Genomic DNA, 23,565 nt, shown 5'->3' with positions numbered 1-23,565 from the left:
CTGTGCCGGGCGGCTCCCCGCCGCCCGGCACAGGGCCCGCGCGTGGTTCGGAGCACCGGAGCGGTCGTGCTGAACGGGCCGTCGGACGCGCGGCGGCCCGCGGTGAGAAGACGCGGCCACGGCCGCACGGCTGAAAGACTGGACACGTGGAACGACGTACGACGACCGACCGGCTGCTCAGGGCGCGCGCACAGGCGATCGGGGGCGAGGCCAGGGAGGAATCGGTGGCCGCCGTCCTCGACCGGGTGCTGGCCGTACAGGCGCAGGACCTGCCCGCCGCGGAGCTGGGCCTGCGGGTGCGGGCCCGCGGGCTGACCCAGGACGCCGTGCGCCGGGCCACCGACACCGAACGCACCGCCGTCCGCGGCTGGTTCATGCGCGGCACCCTCCAACTGGTGCCGGCCGCCGACGCTCGCTGGCTGCTGGCCCTCTTCGGCCCGGTCTACCTCGCGCTCGCCGCCCGGCGGCTGCGCGAGCTGGGCCTCGACGAGTCCCTGTGCACGCGCTCGGAACGGCTCATCACCGAAGCGATCGGCGCCGAGGGCCCGTTGACCCGCGCCGAGCTCACCGACCGGCTCACCACACTCGGGGTGGAACCGAAGGGCCAGTCCGCCTTCCACCTGATCCGCCGCGCCGCACTCGCCGGCCTCATCTGCCACGGACCGCAGCGGGAGGGCGAGGCCACCTTCGTCCTCCTCGACGACTGGCTGCCCGCGACCGGACCCCTGCCCTTCACCGGAGCCGCGGCCGAACGCGAACTCGCGCGCCGCTACCGCGTGGCCTACGGCCCCTCCGACGCCCTGGACTTCGTCCACTGGTCGGGGCTGAAGGCCACCACGGGCAAGAACGCGTGGGCCGCCGTGCGCGAGACCGGGCCCGAGCCGCTACCCACCCCGGGCGAGCCCGACGTACGCCTGCTGCCGGCGTACGACAACTACCTCGTCGGCTACCGCAGCCGGGACCTGTCCGTACCCGCCGCGCACGAACGCCGGGTGTGGCCCGGCGGCGGGCAGATCCGCGCCACCGTGCTGGTCGACGGCCTGGCCGTCGGCACCTGGTCCGGAGGCCGCCGCGGGGCGCAGGTGACCGTCGAGCCCTTCTCCGGGGCCGAGCCCCACACCCCCGCCGTGGCGGCCGGCATCGCCCGCGAGAGCGCCGACATCCGACGCTTCTCCAGCTGATCTCATCGCCTCTCTACAAGCGCTCTACAGTCCCCGGATTCATAACCGGCCGCTAACTCGCGGTCCATAGCGTCAGTGCCGTCCGACAATTCCGTACCCAATCAGAAAAGGGCGTCGACATGGCACTCGGTCGGCATTCCGATTTCAATCGCCTGTGGTTCGGGCAGACCGTCAGCAACTTCGGCGACAAGATCTCCCTCCTGGCACTTCCCACTCTCGCGGTCGTGGTCCTGAACGGCGGAGCCCTGGAGGTCGGCGTGCTGGGCGCGCTGCGCTTCCTCCCCTTCCTGCTGCTCGCCCCGATCGCCGGGCTGGTGGCCGACCGGGTCTCGCGGCGCACGGTGATGATCGTGGCCGACCTGGGCCGATTCCTGGCCCTGGCCACGATTCCGCTGGCGTTCGCGCTCGATTCCGTCACCATGACCCATCTCTTCGTCGTGGCCGGCATCACCGGCTGCCTCACCACCTTCTTCGAGGTCTCGTACCAGTCCTGGCTGCCCCAGCTCATCGGTACCGAGAACCTCATCGAGGGCAACACCAAACTCCAGATCAGCCGCAGCGTCGCCGAGGCGGTCGGCGCGGGCGCCGGTGGCGCGCTCATCCAGTTGCTCGGCGCCGCACGCGCCATCACCGCCGACGCGTTCACCTTCCTCATCTCGCTCGTCGCCCTGCTGGTCATCCGCCACCGGGACGTGCGCGAGCGGACCGAGGAGCGCAAGGCCTCCGCGAAGGCGGAGATGAAGGAGGGAATGCGGACCCTCTTCGGCAACCCCGTCCTGCGCGGACTGTTCACCGCCAACGTCGTGGTCAACCTCGGTGCCGCCATGGGTGACGCCCTGCTGATCGTCTACGCGTACAAGGTGCTGGACCTCAGCCCCGGCCAGGTCGGTGCGGCCTTCGCCGTCATGTCGGTCTTCGTGATCGTGGGCGCGGTGCTCTCCGAGGTGGTCTCCAAGAGCCTCTCGGTGGGCCGCCTCCTGGTCATCACGGCGGTCGTGCTCGGCGCCGGCTACATCCTGGTCCCGACGGGCGGCTCGATCGGCGGCTTCGTCGGACTGATCGTGGTCCAGGCCGTCATCGGCTTCGTCTCCCCGATGTTCGACATCCACGTGCTCAGCCTCGTCCAGGGGGTCACCCCGAACGAGCAGATGGGCCGCGTCAGCGGCACCGCCCTCTCCGCCGTCTACGGCGCCCTGTCGCTGGGCTACTTCGCCGGCGGCGCGCTCGGCGAGGGCATCGGCCTGACGGCCGGCCTCGCGGTGGCCGGCGCGGTCACCATCGTCGGCGGCCTGACCCTGCTGACCGGGCCCGTGGCCAAGATCAAGGAAATGCCCGCCGGTGACAACGCCGAGGAGGGATCTCCGGCGGCGGACGAGGCCAGGATCACCGCCTGATCGACGCACCACGGGGGAGCGGGAGTGGGTGCCGGCCGAACGGCACCCACTCCGCACCGCGCCCCACCCCGTACGTCCGCACCCGCGTCCGTACCCCGCACACGCAGCGCCGCGCACCCCGCGGCGCCACCTCGCCGTATCCCTCTCCCGACTCCCGAAGACGCACGGAGGCTCAAGGTGAGCGAGTCCCTCGCCGAACGCATAGCCGCACTGCCGAAGTCCCGCCGGGCACTGTTCCAGGCCCTGACCGGCCGAGGTGCTGGGCGCGCCGCCGTACGGGAGGACCCTGAGCCGGCACCCCGCGACCCCGCCGAGGCGCCCGTGCTCTCCTTCGCGCAGCGCCGCCTGTGGTTCATCGACCAACTGCAGCCCGGCAGCCCCGCCTACAACGTGCCCGTCGCCACCCGCATCCGCGGCCCGCTCGACGTCCCCGCCCTGCACGCGGCGCTCCAGGACATCGTGGACCGCCACGAGGTGCTGCGGACCGTCTACACCTACCAGGAGGGCGCCACCGAGGCCGTCCCCCGCGTCGTGGACGGCTACCGGCTGCCCCTGCCGCTGACCGAACTGCCCGACGAGGCGGCGGCGCGCCCGTTCTACGACGCCGACGCGGGCGCCCCCTTCGACCTGGCCGGCGCCGTCCCGCTGCGGGCCCGGCTCGGCCGCATCGCCCCCGAGGACCACGTCCTGGTCCTCAACCTGCACCACATCGTCACCGACGGCTGGTCCATGCGCGTCCTCTACACCGAGCTGGAGCGCGCCTACGCCGCCCGCACCGGCGCCCCCGCCGAGGCGACCGCCCCGCTCGCCCTCCAGTACGCGGACTTCGCCACCTGGCAGCGCCGCCGCGTCAGCGGGGACCGGCTGGAGAGCCTCACCTCCTTCTGGCGCGAGGAACTGGGCGGCGCCACCCCCGTGGACCTGCCCACCGATCGGCCCAGACCGCCCGTCTTCGGCCACGCCGGCGCCTCCCGCTACATCGACCTCCCGCCCCGGCTCATCGCCCGGCTGCGGGAGTTCGGCAAGTCCGAGGGCGCCACCCTCTACATGACGATGCTGGCCGGCTTCGCCGCCACCCTGCGCCGCTGGACCGGCCAGGAGGACATCGTCGTCGGCACCTCCGTCTCCGGCCGTGACCACCCGGCCTTCGGCGAGCTCATCGGCTTCTTCGTCAACACCCTGCCGTTGCGCATCAGAACCGGCGGCGACCCCGGCTTCGCCGAGCTGGTCCGCGCCACCCGCCACACCACCCTCCAGGCGTACGCGCACCAGGAACTGCCCTTCGACCTGATCGTCGACGCCCTCGGACTGCCCCGCGACCCCAGCCGGCCGCCGCTCACCTCCGTGATGTTCCTCCTCGACGAAACACCGGACACCGCCCCGGGCCTCGCCGGCGTCGCCACCGAGCCCATCGACTTCTCCTCGCACGCCACCAAGTACGACCTGATGATCAGCGTCCACGACACCGGCACCGCCGTCCGCGCCCTCGTCGAGTACCCCACCGCCCTGTTCGACGCCGCGACCGTGGACCGGCTGCTCGGCCACTTCCTCACCACCCTCGAAGGGGCGCTCGACCGCCCCGACGCCCCGCTGTCCGCCCTGCCGCTGCTCACCGACGCCGAGCGCCGGACCGTCCTGGACGACTGGAACGCCACCCGCGCCCCCTTCCCCCAGGACGCCTGCCTGCACCAGCTGTTCGAGCAGCACGTCGACCGGCGGCCCGACGCGCCCGCCGTGGTCCTCGGCGGACTCGGCGGCTGGAACGTCACCTACCGGGAGCTGGAGGAACGCGCCAACCGGCTCGCGCACCGGCTGATCGAAGCCGGCGCCGGCCCCGACCGGACCGTGGCCCTGTGCCTGCGCCGCGGCCCCGGCCTGGTCACCGCGATCCTCGCCGTCCTCAAGGCCGGCGGCGCCTACGTCCCCCTCGACCCCGACTATCCGGCCGAGCGCCTGGCCCTGCTGCTGCGGGACTCCGCGCCGCCGATCGTCGTCTCCGACGCGGAGCTGATCGGCCGGCTGCCCGTCCCCGCCGGCACCGCCCAGGTACTGCTCGACGCCGACCGGGCCGCGCTCGCCGAGCTGCCGGCGACCCGGCCGTCCGTCCCCGTCACCTCCAGGGACCTGGCCTACGTCATCTTCACCTCGGGCTCCACCGGCACCCCCAAGGGCATCGCCCTGGAACACCGCGGCGTGGTCAACAACCTCCTCGACCTCAACCGCTCCTACGGCATCGGCCCCGCGGACTCCGTACTCGCCCTGTCCTCGCCCAGCTTCGACATGAGCGTCTACGAGACCCTCGGCATCCTCGCCGCCGGCGGCACGCTCGTCCTGCCCGACCCGGCCGCCGCCAAGGACCCGGCCCACTGGGCCGACCTCGTCGAGCGGCACGGCGTCACCGTCTGGAACTCCGCCCCCGCCCTCCTCGGGCTCCTCGCCGACCAGCTCGAACACGCCGGCGGGCCCCGACTGCCGAAGCTGCGGACCGCGTTCCTCGGCGGCGACTGGATCCCCGTCACCCAGCCCGACCGGATCCGCGCCTTCGCGCCGGACCTGTCCTTCGTGGCACTCGGCGGCGCGACCGAGGCGTCCATCCACTCGGTGGAGTACCCGGTCGGTCGGGTCGATCCGCAGTGGACGAAGCTCCCGTACGGCCGGCCCATGGCCAACCAGCTCACCTACATCCTCGACCCGCACGACCGCCTCGTCCCCGTCGGCGTACCCGGCGAACTCCACCTCGGTGGCGTCGGCCTCGCCCGCGGCTACCTGCACCGGCCCGAGCTCACCGAGGAGAAGTTCGTCCGCGTCGAACTGGAGCCCGGCCGTACCGAACGCCTCTACCGCACCGGCGACCTGGCCCGCTACGGCGCCGACGGCACCATCGAACTCCTCGGCCGCACCGACTTCCGGATCAAGCTGAACGGGCTGCGCATCGAGCCCGGCGAGGTGGAGAGCGCCCTACGCGAGCGCCCCGGCGTCCGCGAGGCCGTCGTGGCCGCCCGACGCACCGCCGGCTCCGACCGCCTCGTCGGCTACGTGGTGCCCGAGGAGGGCGCCGACCTCGACCCCGCGGCCCTGCGCACCGCCCTCGCCGCCGTCCTGCCCCCGCACTGCGTCCCCGCCGAACTGGTCCTGCTGGAGCGGCTCCCGCTCAGCCCCAACGGCAAGGTCGACCGCGGCGCCCTGCCCGACCCGCGCCCCGCCGCCGCCCCGGACCGGCCCACCGCCGTACCGGTGGACGGTGACCCCGTCGCCCTGCGGATCGCCGCCGTCTGGGCCGAGGTGCTCGGCGTCGCGGAGGTGGCACCGGACGACGACTTCTTCGCCCTCGGCGGGGACTCCTTCGCCGCCGTGCGCGCGGTCCGCGCCGTCGCCACCGCCCTGCCCGACGGCGGAGCCGCCGCCCTGCGCGTCGTCGACCTGTTCAGCAACCCGACACCGGCCGGCCTCGCCGCCCGCACCGCCGAACTCGCCGGACCGGACACCGCAGCGGGAGCGCGGCACCACCGACTGCTGCACCGGCTCACCCCCGAACGCCCGGCCGGCACCACCGAACTCACCCTCGTCTGCTTCCCGCACGGCGGCGGCGACGCCATCGCCTACCAGCCGCTCGCCGCCCAGCTCCCGCCGCACATCGAACTCCTGGCCGTCTCCCCGCCCGGACACGACCCGCTGCGCCCCGGCCCGATGCTGCCGGTCCCCGAGTTCGCGGAACTCGCCGCCGAGGAGATCGCCCGCACCGTACGGGGCCCGTACGCGGTCTACGGCCACTGCGCCGGAGTCGTCACCGCCCTGGAGACCACCCACGTACTGGAACGGCTGGGGCAGCGCCCGATCGCCCTCGACCTCGCCGCGGCCCTCCCCGAGGAGGACCCCGAGTACGCCCTGGAGATGGAACGCGTCTCCGGCGACGACGAACTCGTCGCCTACCTGACCACCATGGACGGCTTCGACGGCGTCCTCGACGACAGCGACCTCACCGCGGTCCTGCGCATGGTCCGCCACGACATGACCGAGGCCGCCCGCTTCTTCGCGCGCACCCCAGAAGGCTACGACCGCCCGCTGGCCACCCCGCTCACCTGCATCATCGGCGACGCCGACGACGCGACCGAGGGCTACGAGAACGGCTACCGCGCCTGGGACCGGTACGCGGCCGACGTACGCCTCGCCGTGATCCCCGGCGGCCGCCACTACTTCGCCAAGCACCTGCCCGAGGCCCTGGCAGCTCTCCTCGCCGACCTGCACCGCAACGGAGGAAACCATGTCTGATCTCGCCGAACGGCTCGGCCGTCTGCCCCAAGGACAGCGCTCCCGGCTGCTGGGCCGGATGCGCAACCAGATGACGGCCGGCGTGGGCCGCCGCGTCGAACTGAAGCGCGCCGACCACGGACCCCGCTCCCGCTCCTCCTTCCAGCAGGAGCAGATGTGGTTCGTCGACAAGCTCGGCGCCGGCAAGGCCCGCAACAACATAGCCCTGGCCATAGGCCTGGGCGGCCCCCTCGACCGGGCCGCCCTGCACGAGGCGCTCAACGCCGTCGTCGCCCGCCACCAGGTGCTGCACAGCAAACTCGTCGAGATCGACGGAGTCCCCTGGCAGGAACCCGTCCCCTCCTTCGTGCTCGGCGTCCAGAGCACCGACCTCTCGGGCAGCGAGGACGCGGACCGCGCACTCGCCGAGCTCACCGCGAGCTGCGCCGCCGCCCCCTTCGACCTGGCCGCCGGCCCGCCCGTCCGCGCCCACCTCGTGCGGCTCGCCCCCGAGCACCACGTCCTGCTCTGGGTCGTCCACCACGTCGCCTGGGACCCGGGCTCGACCCGGATCTTCACCGAGGAACTGACCGCCGGCTATGCCGCGGCCGCCGCGGGCCGGCGCCCCGAGTCCCCCCGGCTCACCGTCGAGTACGCCGACTTCGCGGCCTGGCAGCGGGCCAAGCTGGAAAAGGACGAGCACGGCCGGGCGCTGGCCACCAAATGGCGCCAGATCCTGGCCGGCGCCGTCGCCACCGAGGTGCTGCCCGACCACCCGCGCGGCCCCGAGACCCGAGGCGACGGCCGCGGGCTGAAACTGACCCTGGACCAGAAGCTGCTGGACCGCCTCACCGAGCTGGCCGACGCCCACAGCACCACCGTCTTCACCACCCTGCTCGCCGCCTTCAACGCGCTGCTGCGGCACTGGACCCGCACCGAGGACGTCGTCGTCGGCACGGCCAGTGCCTCCCGGCCGCACCCCGACCTGGAGCAGGTCATCGGCTGCTTCGTCCAGATGATCACCCTGCGGACCGAGGTCACCGACCAGCTCACCTTCCGCGAGCTGGTCACCCGCACCGCGTCCTCCGTCATGGACTCCTTCACCAACAGCGAGCTGCCCTTCGAGCAGGTGGTCGAGGCCGTCCGCCCGGTGCGCGACCCGCTGCGCCACCCGCTCTTCCAGATCGAGTTCACCTCGCTGGGCCGCTGGGGCACCCACCGGGCGCAGGCCGCGGACGTCGAGTTCACCATGGACCAACTGCACGACGGCGCGGCCAAGTTCGACATGAGCTTCCTGGTCGGCGAGAACGACGGCCTGGAACTCTCCCTCGAATACAACACCTCCCTCTACCGGCACGGCACCGCGAGCGCCCTGCTCGGCGCCTTCCGCCAGGTCCTGGAGCAGGTCGCCGAGAACCCCGACCTCCAGGTCGGCGACATCAGCCTGGTCGAAGAGCCGGCCGCCTCCCGGCACGCCCGCGAGCTGTCCCGCGGCGGCCCCGTCGACGAGGCCGCCTGGACCACCACCCTGGACCGCGCCTTCCGCGAGCGGGCCACGATCCACCCCGACGCCGTCGCCGTCCGACACGGCTCCACCCGGCTCGACTACGCGGCCCTCGACCGCTGGTCCGAGGCCATCGCCCACCGGCTGCGCGACCGCGGGGTCCGCCACGGCGATCCCGTCGCCGTGTGCGTCTCCCGGGGCCCGGCCGCCGTCGCCGGCGTCCTGGGCGTGCTCAAAGCCGGCGCCCACTACCTCCCGATCGACCCGACCGCCCCGGCCGAGCGGACCCGTGCGGTCCTCGCCGACGCCAAGGTCCGGCACGCGCTCGTCGACGAGGCCGCACAACTGCCCGTCCCGCTGGAGCTGGTGACCACCGGCACGGCCGCCCCTGTCCGGGAGGTCCCCTCCCTCGCGCCGACCGCCACCCCCGGCGACCTGGCCTATGTGCTCTACACCTCCGGCAGCAGCGGCACCCCCAAGGGGGTCATGATCGAGCACCGGTCGGTCACGCACTTCTCCCGGACCATCGCCAAGGCCTACGAGATCCGGGCCGAGGACCGCGTCCTGCAGTTCGCCCCGCTCACCTTCGACGTCTCCGTCTTCGAGATCTTCACCACCCTGCTGGCGGGCGGCTCCCTCGTCATCGCCACCGACGACGAACGCCGCGACCCGGCACTGCTCCAGAGCCGGATGCGCGAGGACGCGGTCACCGTCGCCGAACTCCCGCCCGCCCTGCTGCCGTTGCTCGACCAGGCCGGTCTGCCCGACCTGCGGCTGGTCTCGGTGGGCGGCGAGGCCTTCCCCGGCCGGCTCGTCGCCGAATGGACCGCGGGGGAGCGCAGGTTCGTCAACGGGTACGGACCCACCGAGGCGACCGTCGCCGTCACGCTCATGGACTGCACCGGCAGCTACGACCGCAACCCGCCGATCGGCCGCCCCATGCCCGGCCACCAGGCCTTCGTCCTCGACGAGCGGCTGCGGCCGGTCCCGCCCGGCGTCCCCGGCGAACTGTGCGTCGCAGGTCCCGGCGTGGCCCGCGGCTACCTGGGCCGCCCCGAGCTCACCGTCGACCGCTTCGCCGACAACCCCTACGCGGACGGCCCGGAGACCGAGCGCCTCTACCGCACCGGCGACCTGGTGCGCTGGCTGCCCGGCGGCAATCTGGACTTCCTCGGCCGCACCGACCGCCAGCTCAAGGTACGCGGCCACCGCATCGAGCCGGGCGAGGTCGAGTCCGTGCTCACCGGCCACCCCTCCGTGCAGCAGGCCGTTGTCGTCGCCCAGCCCGCCGCGGGCGGCGAGCGGATGTTGGCCGCCTACGTCACCGTCGAGCAGGTGGGCTCGTACGCCTCCGAGGTCGCCGACGCCGAGGGCCTGCGCGCCTACGCGGCCGGCCGACTGCCCGGCTACATGGTGCCGGTCGTCGTCGTCCTGGACGAATTGCCCCTCACCCCGCACGGCAAGGTCGACACCGCCGCGCTGCCGCAGCCCACCGAGCTGTCGGCCGAGGGTGGCACCGCACCCCGCGACGCCATCGAGGAGCAGATCTGCCGGGACATCCTCACCCCGCTGCTCGAATGGCAGAACCCGGACGTGGAGGGCGACTTCTTCGCTCTGGGCGGCAGCTCCCTGCAGGCGACCATCGTGGTCTCCCGGGTCCGCGCCCTCTTCGGCATCGACATCGCCCTCGCCGACTTCTTCGGCCGCCCGACCGTCTCCGGCCTCGCCGAACTGGTCCGCACCGCCAAGGCCGAGGCCGCCGGCGAACAGGACCGGCTGCTCGCGGTCTTCGAGCAGATCGAGAACATGAGCGACGACGAGGCCGCCGCCCTCCTCGGCTCCCTCCAGCACCCGGACGGTCCCTGATGGCCGACCCGGCCGGAGTGGAAGGAGCGCTCGCCGCGCTCCCCGAGGCGAAGCGTGAACTCGCCCGCCTGTTGCTGGCCGCCCGCCGGCCCGTACCCGCCCACCCCGCCCCGCGCTCCGGCGCGGGGCCGGTCCCCCCGACCGCCCTCCAGTCCCGCCTGTGGCGCCGTGAGCGCACCCACCCGGCCGTCGCCACCGGCTCGCACGCCCTGCGGCTGACCGGCCCGCTCGACCCCGATCGGCTCGTGGCGGCCCTCACCGGGGTGCTGCGCCGCCACGAGGCACTGCGTGCCCGGCTCACCGTCTCCACCACCGGCCAACCCCGGCTGCACGTGGACGAGGAACCGGTGCTGCGGCTCACCCGGGCCGACCTCTCCGGCTTCACCCCGCAGGCCGCCGCCGAACGCGTGGCCCTGCAGAGCACCGAGAGCGCCTCCACCGTCCTGGACCTGGCGAGCGGCCGCACCAGCGCCTTCCGGCTGCTGCGGCTCGCCCCCGACGAGCACGTCCTGATCCTCGCCTCCCACCTCGCGGTCTTCGACGGCTGGTCCTCCGGGGTCTTCCTCGCGGACCTGGCCGCCGGCTACCGCGCGGGCCCCGAGGGCCTCACCCCGCCCGAACTCCAGTTCCCCGACTACGCCGACTGGCAGCACCGCTGGCTCTCCGGCCCCGACGGCTCCGCCGAACTGGCCCGCCGCCGGGCGGCTTTCGCCGCCGACCCGCCCGCTCCCCGGGCCCCCGGCGGATTCGCACGCGGTCATCTGCCCGTACGGCTGGCCCGCGGGCCCGTCGACGCCGGGCTGGAGCTCGGCGCGGCCGAGGGGGCCACCCCGTTCATGACCCTGCTCGCCGCGCTGGCCGTCGTACTGGCCCGCAGGCAGGGCCGTACCTCCCAGGTGATCGGCACCCCCGCGGCCGGCCGCTTCGCCGGAGCCCTCGAAGGCGCGGTCGGGCAGTTCACCACCGTGGTGCCGATCCGGCTCGACCTCGCCGGCGGCCCCACCTTCCGGGAACTGCTGCACCGCACCCGAGCCGCGGTGGCCGAAGCGCTCGCCCACCAACGCCTGCCCGTGGACGTCCTGTTCGACGACGGCACACCCCCGCCGTACAACGTCCTGTTCGCCCTCCACAACTACCCGTCGGTCCCCCTGGACCTGCCGGGCATCGAGGTCGGCCAGCTGCCCGGGCCGCCCGCCCGGCACCTGGAGCTGTACAGCCCCGACCCGGCCGCCGCCCTCGCCTGCATCGGCCTCGTGGAACGGGACGGCGAGATCGGCGGCACCGCCGAGTACAACCGCCACGCGGCCACGCCCGAGGACGTGCGGGGGCTGCTCACCGGAATCGAGGACGTGCTGGACCGGGCCGTCGCCGCGCCCGCATCCCCGCTCACCACCTAGGGAGTTGCCCGTGCTCACCACCGAGTTCTACCGCGCGCCCGCGGACTGCGGGCTCGTACGGAGCGGGGCCGACGTGCCCCGCACCCCCATGCGGGCCCTGCGCGAGGACATCCACGACATCCTCGTCTCGGCCCCCGTGGCCGAGGCCCGGCGCACCCGCGATCCCCGGCCCATCCACCGGGCCCTGGGCGAACAGGGCCTCCTCGCGCCCCAGTGGCCCGAGGAGTACGGCGGCCGCGGCATCAGCCAGGTCGCGGCCGCCGTGCTGGTCGAGGAACTGGCCATGCACGACGTCCCCGACCTGCTGCACACCCTCACCGTGCAGATCGTCGGATCCACCCTGCTCAACGTCGCGAGCCCGGCCATGAAGGCCCGACACCTTCCCGGCTTCGCGGCCGGCACCGCCTTCGGCTGCGTGCTGTTCAGCGAACCCCAGGCCGGTTCCGACCTCAACATCCTGTCCACCCGGGCCGTTTCCGACGGCAAGGGCGGCTACAAGCTGTACGGCACCAAGGTCCACTCGCTCTTCGCCCGACTCGCCGACTACGGGTTGTGCCTGGCCCGCGGCGAGGACGACGCCTTCAGCCTGTTCCTCGTCCCGCTGGCCCAGCCCGGTGTCACCATCCGGCAGATCCCGGGCATGGGCGACGACGCCTTCCACGAGGTCACCCTCGACGGTGTGGCCGTGACCGCCGACGACGTGGTCGGCGAGACCGGCCAGGGCTGGGCCATCGTGGTCAAGACGCTCGCCTTCGAGCGCACCGGACTCGACTACTACGTCAAGGCGTTGCGCTGGTACCGGGCCGCCGTGGAACGGCTGGAGGTCCACACCGACCGGCTGGAGGCCGGCCAGCACGACCAGATCGGCCTGGCCAAACTCAACGCCCGGCTGCTGGCGGCGGGCACGCTGGTCCGGCGCGTCCTCACCCGCCTCGACCGGGGCGAGCTCAACGAGGACGAGGCCGCCGCCGCCAAGTGGTACACCACCGAGCTGGCCGCCGAGGTGGCCTGGTGGGCCGCGGAACTCGACGGTGACCGCAGCATGACCCTCGACGACCCCGAGGTCGACGGGGTGGCACACCCACTCGACGCGGCGTTGCGCGAAGCCCCCGGGATGCGGATATCGGGCGGCACCGCCGAAATGATGCTGGAGACGCTGGCCCGGCTGCGTCTCGACTCAGGGGCGGAGGTACGGCCGTGACATCACAGGCGGTAGGCGGGAACGGTACGGGCGGCCGGAGCCCGGCGGCGCCCGAGCGCTGGCGGGAGCGGGAGGACGAGGACTCCCTCTTCCGCCAGCTCCGGCTCACCGTGCGCCAGGGCCTGGAGGTCGACGGGGACACCCCCGCCGGCGCCTGGGAGGCGCTGACCCAGGTCGGCGCGTGGGAGTTCGCCCTGCCCATCGGTCACGACGGCCTCGACCTCGGACAGGCGGTCGTCGCCATGGTGTGCGAGGAGGCGGGCAACGCGACACAGCCCGTCCCGCTCACCGACACCCTCCTCGCCCTGGACCTGATCTCCGGCCTCGGCCCGCTCGCCCCCGAAGCCGCCGACCTCCTCCTGGACCAGGTCCGTACCGGGGAACTGGCACTCGCCGTGCCGGGCCGGCTGCCCGATCCGCGAGGCACCGTACCGCCGGGCGTCACCTGGAAACCGGACCCGGACACCGGCGGCGTCGTCCTCACCGGCACCGGCGGACCCTTCGCCGCCGGCGTCGACCCCGGCGCCCTGCTGGTCCTGGCCGCAGGGCCCGACGGTCCGTGCGTGGCCCTCGTGACCCTGCCCACCGACGGCGTCCGGGTACGCCCGCTGCGCGACCACGGCGGGGGAGCCGTAGCCGGTGCCGTCTTCGACGAGGTCCGGCTGCCCGCCGAGGCGGTGCTGCTGAGCGGCCTGGCCGCCGAACAGGCCCTCGCCCGCGTGGGCCTGCGCGCCGCCGTCCACCAGGCCTCGCTGCTGGCCGGGATCACGGCTGCCGCCCTGACCGCGGTCGTCTCCCGGATCCGCGGCCGGCAGCAGTTCGGCCAGGCCCTGGTCAAACACCAGGGCCCCCGGCTGCGCGTGGCAGGCCTGCTGGCCCGCCTCGACGCCGTGCGCTGGGCCGTCGGCGACGCGGCCCGGGACCTCGACGAGGACCGGCTCAGCGCGGGGGAGGCCGCCGGGCTGATCGCCCTCACGGCGGAGACCACCCTCGACGTGACGCGTGACGCGGTCCACCTGCACGGCGCCTCGGGCCTGGTCCGCGACGGCCTGGTGGCGGGCTGCTACCGGCGCGCGGCCTGGGAGGCCATGCGCTGCGGGCGTCCCGCCCACCTCTGGGACATCGCGGCACACACGCCCTGACCGGCGCCCGTACGAGGAAGGGGCCCCCGCGCCGCGGGAGCCCCTTCCTCGTACCGCGAGACCGTCAGACCAGGTCGCGGCGCATGACCCAGCGGTGGCGCTTGTCGCTCTTGGCCTCGGTGCGGTGGACCCGGCGGAAGCCCGCCCGCTCGAACATGTCCATCGTCCCGACATAGGCGAGGGTCGGATTCACCCGCCCGCCCTCCGGGTCCACCGGATATCCCTCGACGGCCGGCGCGCCGTGGGCGCGCGCGTGCTCGACGGCCCCCTCCAGCAGGCCCGAGGCGACCCCCTTGCCGCGGAAGTCCTTGCGCACGACGAAGCAGGTCACCGACCACACGGGCAGATCGTCCACCGGTGTGATCGTCTTCGAGGAGGTCAGCCGGTCCAGCTGCCGGCGCGGCGCCACGTTGCACCAGCCGGCCACCTCGCCGTCCAGGAACCCGAGGACCCCCGGCGGCGGATCGGCCTTCTCCATGAGGCCACGCAGGTGCTCGCCCCGCTCGTCCGCCGTGAGCCGCCCGTAGTCGCCGGTGGACAGCCGCCACGCCATGCACCAGCACGTGTGCGCGCTCTTCTTCGGCTGGAGCACCTGGCGGATGTCGTCCCACAGATCCGCCGTGGCGGGCCGTACTTCTAAACTCATGCTGCTACTTCGCTCTCTTCCGCTTCTTACGAGCGTCCCGCGGCCGCGGTGTCCCGCGACCCGGTGACGACATCGGTCATCACGGCGGCCAGCACCCCGAGGGCCCGCCGACACGCCTGCCGTCCTGCGTCCAGATGAGTGACCAGCCGGACCGTCTCCGGGCCGGGCGCGGTCACCAGTACTCCTTCCTTGGCGGCCCGTGCGACGACCTCGTCGGCGCCGGGAACCTCGATGAGGACGATGTTGGTCTCCGGCGGGCGCACGGTGAACCCCGCGTCCCGCAGCCCCGCCGCCAGCAGCGCGGCATGGGCGTGGTCCTCGGCGATCCGCTCCACATGGTGGTCCAGGGCGTACAGTCCCGCAGCCGCCAGGATGCCCGACTGGCGCATCCCGCCGCCGAGGCCGTGCCGCAACTTCCTTGCCCGTGCGAGCTGTTCGGCCGCCAGCAGGAGCACCGAGCCGACGGGCGCGCCCAAGCCCTTCGACAGGCACACGGACAGCGAGTCGGCCGTCCGCCCGTACGCGTGCGCGGAGGTGCCCGTCGCGGCCATCGCGTTCCAGATCCGGGCCCCGTCCATGTGGACCGCCAGGCCCGCGCCGGACGTCAGTTCGCGGACGGCGCGCAGCGTGTCCAGCGGGTGGACCGTGCCGCCCGCCCGGGTGTGGGTCTGCTCGACCTCGACCGCACGGGTGCCGAGCGTGTACGGGTTCCCCCGCCGGACCACCCCGGCCAGCAGGGCCGTGGTGACCACCCCCCGCTCCGCCGCCACCGTGCGTGTCTGGATCCCGCCGTAGCGGGCCGGGGAGGCCTCCTCGTGCGCCAGGATGTGCGCCTCGGCGTCGCACACCAGCTCCTCGCCGGGACCGACGAGGAGCTGGAGCGCGATCTGGTTGGCCATCACCCCGGAGGGGGTGAACAGAGCCCCGGAGAAGCCGAAGAGCCCGGCCAGCCGGTCCTCCAGCGCCCGGACGGTCGGGTCCTCCCCGAACAGGTCGTCGCCGACCTCCGCGGCGGCCATCGCGGCCCGCATCCCGGCGCCCGGCCGGGTCACCGTGTCGCTGCGCAGATCGACGGTCTCGAAACTCCCGATGCTCATGACGGTACGTCAACTCCTCGCTCGCGGGGCTGTGGGGTGAGTTCGCGGGCCGCCATCCAGTCCAGCAGCGGGCGCACCAGCAGCCAGGTCTCCCGTACCAGGTCCCCGGCGCGCGCCGTGTGCAGCCCGGCGTCCGGACCGTGGCGGCGCCACGCGTCGATCTTGCGGTGGCGCAACAGCCCCAGCCGCGGGTGGTCCGCGGGGACCCCCCGAGGCCGGGACTTGAGCCGGTCGCCGCCCAGGGTGAACCCCTGCTCCTCCAGCCGGCCCACGATCGCGGCCAGCTCCGCGCCGCCGTCCTCCTCCTCGACGGCGGCGCGGTACCGGGCGACCTCGGCCCCGGCGTACGGGTACCAGCGCCCCGAGGCGTGGAGGCCGTACCGGTCCAGGTGCACCCACAGGCCCAGACAGGGCAGCAGATCCAGATAGGCGCCCTGGTAGGTCTTGTACGGGGACTTGTCGTGGGACATCCGGGTGTCCCGGACCGGGCCGAGCACGTGCACCTCGCCCGACCCGGTCGACTCCGCGAAGAAGGCGCCCAGTTCAGCGGCCAGCTCGTCCATCGGCGCACGTACGTCACGCTCGTACCGCTCGCGGTGGCGCAGTCGCCACGCCTCCTTGCTGTTCTCGGCCGCGAGGTCCTCGTACAGGCGCAAGGCCGAGGGCGGGAAGCCGCTGAAGGTCACGGCAGATACCCCGGCAGGGGATGGGCGGCGCACAGCTCGGAGACCCGGGTACGCACCCGGTCGCGCAGGACGTCCGGCAGGACGCCGCCCTGCGCGCGCAGCGCCACCAGGACGTCGGCGACCAGGTCGGCGCACTCTGCGGCCACCGCGTGGTCCATCCCGCGCGCCGCCAGCGTGTTGGTACCGAGCCGCAGTCCGCCGGTCACCCGGACCGGGGTGGTGTCGCCGGGGACCCGGTTGCGGTTGACGACGATCCCGCAGGACTCCAGGGCCTGCTCGGCGACGTCCCCGGTGACCCCGGTGCCCCGCAGGTCGAGGAGCACCATATGGGTGTCGGTGCCGCCCGTGACCAGCCGGAACCCCCGGTCCAGGAGCCGTGCGGCGATCGCCTGCGCGCCGTCGGCGAGCCGCTTGGCGACCTCGGCGAAGTCGGGGCTCGCCACGAAGTCCAGGGCGCGCGCCTTGGCCGCCACCGAGGCCAGGTCGGGCGTGCCCTGGGTGAAGGGGAACACGGCCCGGCGCAGGGTCGCGGCCAGGGTGCCTCGCTCCGGCCCGGCCCTGCGGGCCTCCCGGCCGAGCAGGATCAGCCCACCGCGCGGGCCGTACAGCTGCTTGTAGGTGCTGGTGGTGGTCACGTGGGCATGGTCGACGGGGCTCTGGTGGAGGCCGGCCGCGACCAGTCCCGCGATGTGCGAGATGTCGGCCAGGAGATAGGCGTTGGCCTCGTCCGCGATCTCCCGGAACCGGGCGAAGTCGATGCTGCGGGGGTAGGCGCTCGCCCCGCAGACGATCAGCTTCGGGCGGTGCTCCAGGGCCAGTTCGCGGATCTGGTCGTAGTCGAGCAGCCCGTCCGGGGTCACCCGGTAGCCGTGGGCCCGGTAGTAGCGGCCGGTCACCGAGGCGGGGGAACCGTGGGTGAGGTGCCCGCCGCAGTCCAGGTCCAGCCCGAGCAGGGAGTCGCCGGGGTTCAGCAGCGCCGTGATCACGGCGAGGTTGGCGGAGGAGCCGGAGTGCGGCTGCACGATCGCGTCCTGCGCCCCGAAGGCCGCGCAGGCCCGGTCGATCGCCAGGCGCTCGATCTCGTCGGCGACCCCGCATCCGGCGTGGTAGCGGTTCCCGGGGAAGCCCTCGGCGGTCAGATTGCCGAGCGCGCTGCCCTCGCAGGCCAGGACGGAGGGATCCGCGACGCTGGACGCCGCGACCATCATCAGGGTGTCGCGTTGGCGCGCCGACTCCCGGGCCAGCAGGTCGTACAGGACGGAATCGCGTTCTCTCAAACGGGTGTTGGCGTGCGCGGCGAACGCGACCAGGTCGGGCCCGGGGTCCCGCGGCGCGCCGCCCCGGAGCCCGTCCTCGGCCGGCGGATCGGTGACGGGCGCGGGCAGGGTGAGGCTCATGACTGTCCCCTCTCGGAATCGTCCGTGATGGCCGTGCTGAACCGGCTCGTGTCCTCAGCCGTCCGCATCGGCGGTGTCCGTCTCGTCGGCGTCCAGCTCGCCGAAGGCCTCGGCCGCCGCGACCGCCTCCGCGCCGTGCTGCTCGTCCGCGGCGATCTTCTCGGCCAGCTCGGAGATCAGCGGGTTCTGGAACACGGTCTTCACCGGCACCGGCACCCCCAGCAGCTCCTTGAGCAGACCGGCCAGTCGGGTACCGCTGAGCGAATCGCCGCCCAGGCTGAAGAAGTTGTCACCGGGCGCCACCCCGTCCAGGCCGAGGATGTCGGCGACCGCCGCGCACAGCACGAGCTCCAGCGCACTGCCCGGCCCGTCCCCGGCCTCCCGTACGGCCGCCTCGTCGGCGGACTGCTGCCGCCCGGCGGAGGACGCCAGCAGCAGCCGGTCGACCTTGCCGTTGCGGGTCAGCGGCAGTTCCGGCAGCACGGTGAGCGCGGCCGGCACCATGTAGCCGGGGAGCTGCGCGGCGAGCCGCTCCAGCACCGGCCCGGCCGCCTCCGCCGCGGCCACGACGAAGGCGTGCAGCCGTCGCACCCCGTGGGCGCTGGCCGGGGCCACCACCACGGCCGCCTCGACCTCGACGTCCTGGCGCAGCACGGCCTCGATCTCGCCGAGCTCGATCCGATGGCCCTGGATCTTCACCTGGAAGTCGTCCCGGCCCAGGATCTCGATGCTGCCGTCCGGCAGGTAGCGGCCCAGGTCGCCGGTCAGATAGGCGCGTTCGCCGGTCTCCGGCAGGCGCACGAAGCGGTCCGCGGTGCGCTCGGCGTCGTTCCAGTACCCCAGCGCGAGCCCGACGTCACTGGCGACGGCCATCTCGCCGACCACCCCGAGCGGACGCTCGTAGGCGGCCGCGTCGACGATGTAGTAACGCTGGTTGGTGATCGGCTTGCCGTACGGGATGCTCGTCCAGGACGGGTCGACCTCGCCGATCGGCTGGAACAGCGACCAGCAGATCGTCTCGGTCGGACCGCCCGAACCCACCACCTCGATCCGGGGACTCTGCGCCCGCAGCCGGTCCGGCAGTGTCAGCGGGATCCAGTCGCCGGACAGCACGGACAGCCGCAGGGACTCCAGCGGCCGGTCGCCGCCGCGCCGCTCGCGCACCTCGGCCTCGCCGACGAGCAGCTCCATCAGGACGGGCACGGAGTTCCACAGGGTGACCTGCTCCGTCCGCACCAGATCGGCCCACACATCGGGCTCGGCGTGCTCGAACGGCGGGGGCAGCACCACGGTCCCGCCCTGGGTCAGCACCCCGAACACGTCGTAGATCGAGGCGTCGAAGTGCAGGCCGGAGATGGCCAGCAGCCGGTCCCGCGCACCGACCTCGAAACGGGTCGCGACATCGCGGATCAGGTTGACCACGCCGATGTGGTCGACCATCACGCCCTTGGGCTCACCCGTCGAGCCCGAGGTGAAGATGGTGTACGCGAGGTCCGCCGGGGTCTGGGCGGTGTCGGGCCGGATCCCGTTGCCGGACTCGAAGTCCTTGTCGACCCGGTAGCGGCGGGCCGTGGGCGGCAGGCTGATCCGGGAGTCCAGCCAGGACTGGGTGAGGATCCGGTCCACCTGGGCCTCGGTGAGCAGCCGGCGCAGCCGCTCCGGCGGCACGGTCGGGTCCAGCGGCAGGTAGGCGGCGCCGGCGGCGAGGATCCCGTACACCGCGGCGTACTGCTCCCAGCCCTTCTCCATCACGACGGCGACCAGCTCGCCCGGAGCCGCCCCGTGTTCCCGCAGCGTGTGCCCGATCCGCCAGGCGTACGCGGCCAGTTCGGCGTAGCTCAGGCGCCGCCCGCTGCCGTCCACCACGGCCTCGGCGTCGGGCGTGCGCTCCGCCTGCTGGGCGAACAGCTCGTGCAAGGTGGTGTACGGGATCTGCCCGGCGGTGTCGTTGACCTGGCGGCGCAGCGTCCGCTCGGCCGCCGGGATCAGGTCGAAGCGCCCGGTGTGCAGTGCCTCCGGGTCCCGCGTGAGCCGCTCCAGCAGGTCCACGTACACACCGAAGGCGGCGTCGATGAAGCCGGGCGCGAACGCCCCGTCGACGAAGTCCCAGATGACGCGCAGCTCACCGGCCAGTTCGCGCAGCTGTACGTCGAGCGAGACCTGCGGGGTCTGCGAGATCGAGTACACCTCCCGGCCCAGGTCCGTGACGGGCCTGCGCACCGGGTAGTCGAGCAGGCTGGTCACCACCACCGGCATGCCGGCCTGCGCGCCCACCCCGTGCAGCCGGGTCAGCTCGCGCAGCACCCGGACGCCGTTGAACGAGCCGTGCTCCGCGTCGCGGGCGAGCTGGTCGCGCAGCGCGTGCGCGCGGTCCAGGAAGGTCGCGCCCGAACCGTCGGCGGCGAGCATCACGGCGTTGGTGAAGTCTCCGAGGACACCGGTGATGTCCGGGTGCACCGCCGGGCGCTGGAAGATCGGGTAGTTGATGGTGAAGTCCGACTCCTCCGACCAGCACCTCACCACCTCGGCGAAGGCGGCGGTGAGCAGGATCGACGGTGTCAGCCCCGCCTCGTGCGCCCGCGCCGAGAAGCGCTGCCATTCGGTCGGGGCCAGCCGGTGCTCGCGCCGGTCGAAGCGCACCTCGCGCCCGGTGTCGGCGGCGCCCGTGGGCAGCGAGGGGGCCGGCGGCAGGGTGGGGACGCGCTCCACCCAGTACGCACGGGCGGCACGGAAGGCCTCCGTGTGCGGCAGGGCGTCGGCGCGCCACCGGGCGTACTCGGCGAAGTCGATACCGGGCTCGGGGAGTTCGGCGTCCGGGTCCTCGTACAGGTCGACGAGCTCGGGGAAGAGCACCTGGAACGCACTGGAGGCGTCCAGCACCTGCAGGTCGATCCCGAGGTGGACGCGGCTCAGGTTCCCGGGACCGCCCAGCCGGATGATCCGCAGGTCGAACAGCGGCCAGCTGCCCACCGGGAAGACCACATGGCTCATCTCGTCCCGCAGCGCGGCGAGCCGCTCCCGCGAGGCGTCGGCGGACAGTTCGCTCAGGTCCACGACCGGTATGTCGAAGGGCAGCGGGTCGGCCGGCACCCACTGGGTGCCGTCCGTGCGGCCGATCGCGCGGAGCATGTCGTGACGGGCGACCACCTTGCGCCAGGCGGCGGCGAAACGCTCGGGATCGAGGTCCGCACGCTCCCACTCGAAGTATCCGTAGCAGCCGATACCGCCCAGCTCGACCGCTTCACCTCGCCCGATCATCAGTGCCTGTTGCGTCTCGGTCATCGGGAAGGACGCGGCACTGTCCGCGCGAGCGGGCAGGAGCTCGGTCATGGTCCAACTCCATTCGGTGTCACGGGCCGTCGGCTGGTGCCTGCCCGGGGGTGGGTACGGGGGCCGGAGCGCCCTGCTGCGGGGCAGGGCGAGGCTAGGGGCGGTGAGTTAGCCGTCGGTTATGTTCCGTCCGGGCGGCGGTCCCGCGGTCGGGCGCGGCTCCCTCGCCCAGGGAGAGAGCGAAGAGCCGGACGAGCGGATGGAACAGGTAGCAGGGCTGACCCCACTCGTCCGCCCCGCTGACCTCCAGCAGGGCCGCGTCGGCCAGTGCCTCCAGCAGCCGCTCGGCCTCGACCTCCGGCAGATTCAGCGACATCGCCGCGTCCGCGGCCGGGAACGGCTGCGGGCCCAGCGCGGCCAGCGCCGGGAACACCGCGCGCACCTCCGGGTCCAGGGCCCGCCAGGACGGCAGCAGCGAGCTGTGCACGTCCAGATCACCGGAGTGCAGCTCCCGAAGCCGGGTCACGGGATCCGCCAGCCGGCGGGCGAGCCGGTCCGGGGTGGAGTGCGGCCGTGCCGCGATCCGGGTCCCGACGATGCGCAGGGCCAGCGGCAGGCCGGCGCAGTGCTCGACGATCGAGGACGCCGCACCGGGCGCCGAGGCCACCCGGGAGGGACCGGCCGCCGCCGAGAGCAGCTCCAGCGAGGCCCGGGGTGCCAGCGGAGCGAGCGCCACGGTGTGTGCCCCGGCCACGGTGGGCAGGGCCGTCCGCCCGGTGACCAGGACCGCGGGCTCCGGGGTGTTGGGCAGCAGCGGACCCAACTGGGCGGCCCCGGCGGCGTTGTCCAGCACGATCAGCAGCTGCTTGCCCCTGGTTCGCTCGCGGTAGAGCCGGACCAACTGGTCCTGGTCCTCGGCGTCGGGTACGTCGTCCATCGGGCCCAGCGCGCGCAGCAGCCCGCGCAGTACCCGGGTGGGGGGCCGGGGAGTGCCGTCGGGCGCCCGCAGGTCGGCGTACAACTGCCCGTCGGGGAAGTGGGCCCGGCAGCGGTGGGCCGCGTGTACGGCCAGGGCGGTTTTGCCGAGCCCGGCCATTCCGGTGACCAGGACCCGACGGGGCCGCCCGGTGCCCTGCGCGTCGGGGGACAGCGCTCGGCACAGCAGCTCCAGTTCGGGCTCCCGGCCGGTGAAGTCCACGGTGTCCGGCGGCAGCATGGCCGGGGCGCCGTCCGAGCGGCCGGCCGGGCCCCGCCGGGGGCCGGTCGACGAGGCCGCCGCGGTGCGCGGCCGGCGGTCCAGCGTGCCCTCCAGCAGCGCCCGGTAGGTGGCCTGGAGCTCCTCCCCGGGGTTCACCCCCAGCTCGTCGGCGAGCACCGCGCGGCCGTGGTGGTAGAGGTGGATGGCGTCCGCCTGCCGCCCCGACCGGCACAGCGCCGTCATCAGCTGGCACCGGATGCGCTCGCGCAGCGGGTACTCGGCGACCAGGCCGGTCAGCTCACCGGTGATCTGCTCGTGCCGGCCCAGCGCGAGATCGGCCGCGATGCGGTGCTCCAGCGTGACCGCCCGGGCCTCGGTGAGCCGCGGCGCCTCGGCGTCGGCCAGGTATTCCGTGGCGTTGGCGAAGGGCAGCCCGTTCCACCGGGCCAGGGCGCCGCGCAGCAGCTCACCGGCCTTTTCGAAGTCCTCGGCGATCAGTGCCTCGCGGCCGCCGAGCGCCAGCTTCTCGAATTCGTTCAGGTCGAGCGTCGCATTACCGATGCTCATGGCATATCCAGGCGGCCGACGATCGATCAGAACATCGTCGCCGAGAATCTTGCGCAAGCGGGAAACATAGGTGTAAAGCTGTGCGCTGACGGTCGCCGGCGGAGCCCAGCCCCACAGCAGCCGGCACAGCCGTTCGTCGGAGATCACCTCTTCACGGGCCACGAGGAGCGCCGCGAGCACGGTGTGCAGCTTCGCCCCGGAGAACGCGACCCGGCGGCCGTCCCGCCGTACCTCGACTTGCCCGAGCACTCGGAATTCCATGTACCGCCCCATCCGTGATTCATGGAGAAGAATCTCTGAACGAAGCTAGTGGAGTGCGTTGTCTCCTCGATATCGTGTCGATTTCGAGGGCGGCCAGGGTCACGAAATCGATGGAACACAGGAGAAAAAGGAGGCGTCCCTACGGTTCCATTCATGCCGCAGCGAGCGGCAGTGATGCTCCACCGAGAGGGGATTCCCAGATGCGCAGCACGCGGACGGCGAAGACGGCGAACACGACGGCGGCGGCCTGCCTGGTCGTTCTTGCGGGGATGTTCGTCGGCACGGGGGCAGCGTCGGCCGTCCTGTCGGACACGCACACCACCACACGGGCGGACGACGACATGCCCTGGGGCGTCGTCAAGCCGGTGGTCCCCCCGCACCACGGCTCCGCCGGCACGCACGGCGACATGCCCTGGGGCTGATCCGTCCCGCTCCGCCGTACGACGTACAAGGGAGCCCCTCCGCCCGGGGGCCCCTCCCAGCGGTAGCTGGGGGAGAGGCACCGCATCT

General features: G+C 73.5%; 14 protein-coding genes. 8 read left to right on the top strand and 6 right to left on the bottom strand.

From position 1 onward, the window contains the following. Window positions 1–146 precede the first annotated feature (146 nt). The 7 genes from ACGFYY_RS07320 to ACGFYY_RS07290 all read left to right on the top strand — a co-directional run bounded on the left by ACGFYY_RS07320 (window position 147) and on the right by ACGFYY_RS07290 (window position 13,933). A complete protein-coding gene (locus tag ACGFYY_RS07320) occupies window positions 147–1,181 on the top strand; it encodes a winged helix DNA-binding domain-containing protein (RefSeq protein WP_393707524.1) in 1,035 nt (344 codons plus the stop codon). A 119-nt stretch (window positions 1,182–1,300) separates the two neighbouring features. After that, window positions 1,301–2,575, top strand: coding sequence for an MFS transporter (locus ACGFYY_RS07315; RefSeq protein WP_393707523.1), 1,275 nt, complete (start codon window positions 1,301–1,303; stop codon window positions 2,573–2,575). Window positions 2,576–2,752: 177 nt separating this feature from the next. Next, window positions 2,753–6,844: an amino acid adenylation domain-containing protein gene (locus ACGFYY_RS07310; RefSeq protein ID WP_393707522.1), complete on the top strand. Its 4,092-nt coding sequence runs from the start codon at window positions 2,753–2,755 to the stop codon at window positions 6,842–6,844. Continuing rightward, complete coding sequence (locus ACGFYY_RS07305) at window positions 6,837–10,193, top strand: amino acid adenylation domain-containing protein (protein WP_393707521.1); 3,357 nt, start codon at window positions 6,837–6,839, stop codon at window positions 10,191–10,193. Before ACGFYY_RS07310 ends, ACGFYY_RS07305 begins: the two co-directional genes overlap by 8 nt. Further along, window positions 10,193–11,590, top strand: a complete 1,398-nt coding sequence (locus ACGFYY_RS07300) for a condensation domain-containing protein (RefSeq protein ID WP_393707520.1) — start codon at window positions 10,193–10,195, stop codon at window positions 11,588–11,590. The genes ACGFYY_RS07305 and ACGFYY_RS07300 overlap by 1 nt, the downstream gene beginning before the upstream one ends. Window positions 11,591–11,600: 10 nt before the next feature. Beyond that, the gene (locus ACGFYY_RS07295; protein WP_393707519.1) at window positions 11,601–12,791 is read left to right on the top strand and encodes an acyl-CoA dehydrogenase family protein; all 1,191 of its coding nucleotides are present in this window, start codon (window positions 11,601–11,603) and stop codon (window positions 12,789–12,791) included. Then, window positions 12,788–13,933: an acyl-CoA dehydrogenase family protein gene (locus tag ACGFYY_RS07290; RefSeq protein WP_365266318.1), complete on the top strand. Its 1,146-nt coding sequence runs from the start codon at window positions 12,788–12,790 to the stop codon at window positions 13,931–13,933. The genes ACGFYY_RS07295 and ACGFYY_RS07290 overlap by 4 nt, the downstream gene beginning before the upstream one ends. A 64-nt stretch (window positions 13,934–13,997) precedes the next feature. Here ACGFYY_RS07290 and ACGFYY_RS07285 read toward each other — a convergent pair whose 3' ends face one another. From ACGFYY_RS07285 to ACGFYY_RS07260, 6 genes are all read right to left on the bottom strand, one after another. Then, complete coding sequence (locus ACGFYY_RS07285; RefSeq protein WP_030713495.1) at window positions 13,998–14,579, bottom strand: GNAT family N-acetyltransferase; 582 nt, start codon at window positions 14,577–14,579, stop codon at window positions 13,998–14,000. Window positions 14,580–14,605: 26 nt separating this feature from the next. Further along, complete coding sequence (locus tag ACGFYY_RS07280; RefSeq protein ID WP_393707518.1) at window positions 14,606–15,676, bottom strand: threonine aldolase family protein; 1,071 nt, start codon at window positions 15,674–15,676, stop codon at window positions 14,606–14,608. Continuing rightward, window positions 15,673–16,362 carry a DUF2461 domain-containing protein gene (locus tag ACGFYY_RS07275; protein ID WP_393707517.1) on the bottom strand — a complete coding sequence of 230 codons (690 nt, stop codon included), beginning with the start codon at window positions 16,360–16,362 and terminating at the stop codon, window positions 15,673–15,675. The genes ACGFYY_RS07280 and ACGFYY_RS07275 overlap by 4 nt, the downstream gene beginning before the upstream one ends. Further along, a complete protein-coding gene (gene glyA / locus ACGFYY_RS07270; protein WP_393707516.1) occupies window positions 16,359–17,759 on the bottom strand; it encodes a serine hydroxymethyltransferase in 1,401 nt (466 codons plus the stop codon). Before glyA ends, ACGFYY_RS07275 begins: the two co-directional genes overlap by 4 nt. Window positions 17,760–17,813: 54 nt before the next feature. Further along, window positions 17,814–21,089 (bottom strand): amino acid adenylation domain-containing protein, encoded by a 3,276-nt coding sequence (locus tag ACGFYY_RS07265; RefSeq protein WP_393707515.1) that lies wholly within the window; start codon window positions 21,087–21,089, stop codon window positions 17,814–17,816. 94 nt (window positions 21,090–21,183) lie between these two features. Beyond that, window positions 21,184–23,055: a BTAD domain-containing putative transcriptional regulator gene (locus ACGFYY_RS07260; protein ID WP_393707514.1), complete on the bottom strand. Its 1,872-nt coding sequence runs from the start codon at window positions 23,053–23,055 to the stop codon at window positions 21,184–21,186. A 200-nt stretch (window positions 23,056–23,255) separates the two neighbouring features. Here ACGFYY_RS07260 and ACGFYY_RS07255 point away from each other — a divergent pair, with 200 nt between their 5' ends. Next, window positions 23,256–23,477 carry a hypothetical protein gene (locus ACGFYY_RS07255; RefSeq protein ID WP_365266301.1) on the top strand — a complete coding sequence of 74 codons (222 nt, stop codon included), beginning with the start codon at window positions 23,256–23,258 and terminating at the stop codon, window positions 23,475–23,477. The last annotated feature ends 88 nt before the right edge of the window (window positions 23,478–23,565 follow it).

The sequence above is a fragment of the Streptomyces sp. NPDC048331 genome, assembly GCF_043201215.1.
Classification (GTDB): Bacteria; Actinomycetota; Actinomycetes; order Streptomycetales; family Streptomycetaceae; genus Streptomyces.
Note: the sequence above shows the minus strand (reverse complement) of the source record. Positions and strands in the feature narration are given on the sequence as shown.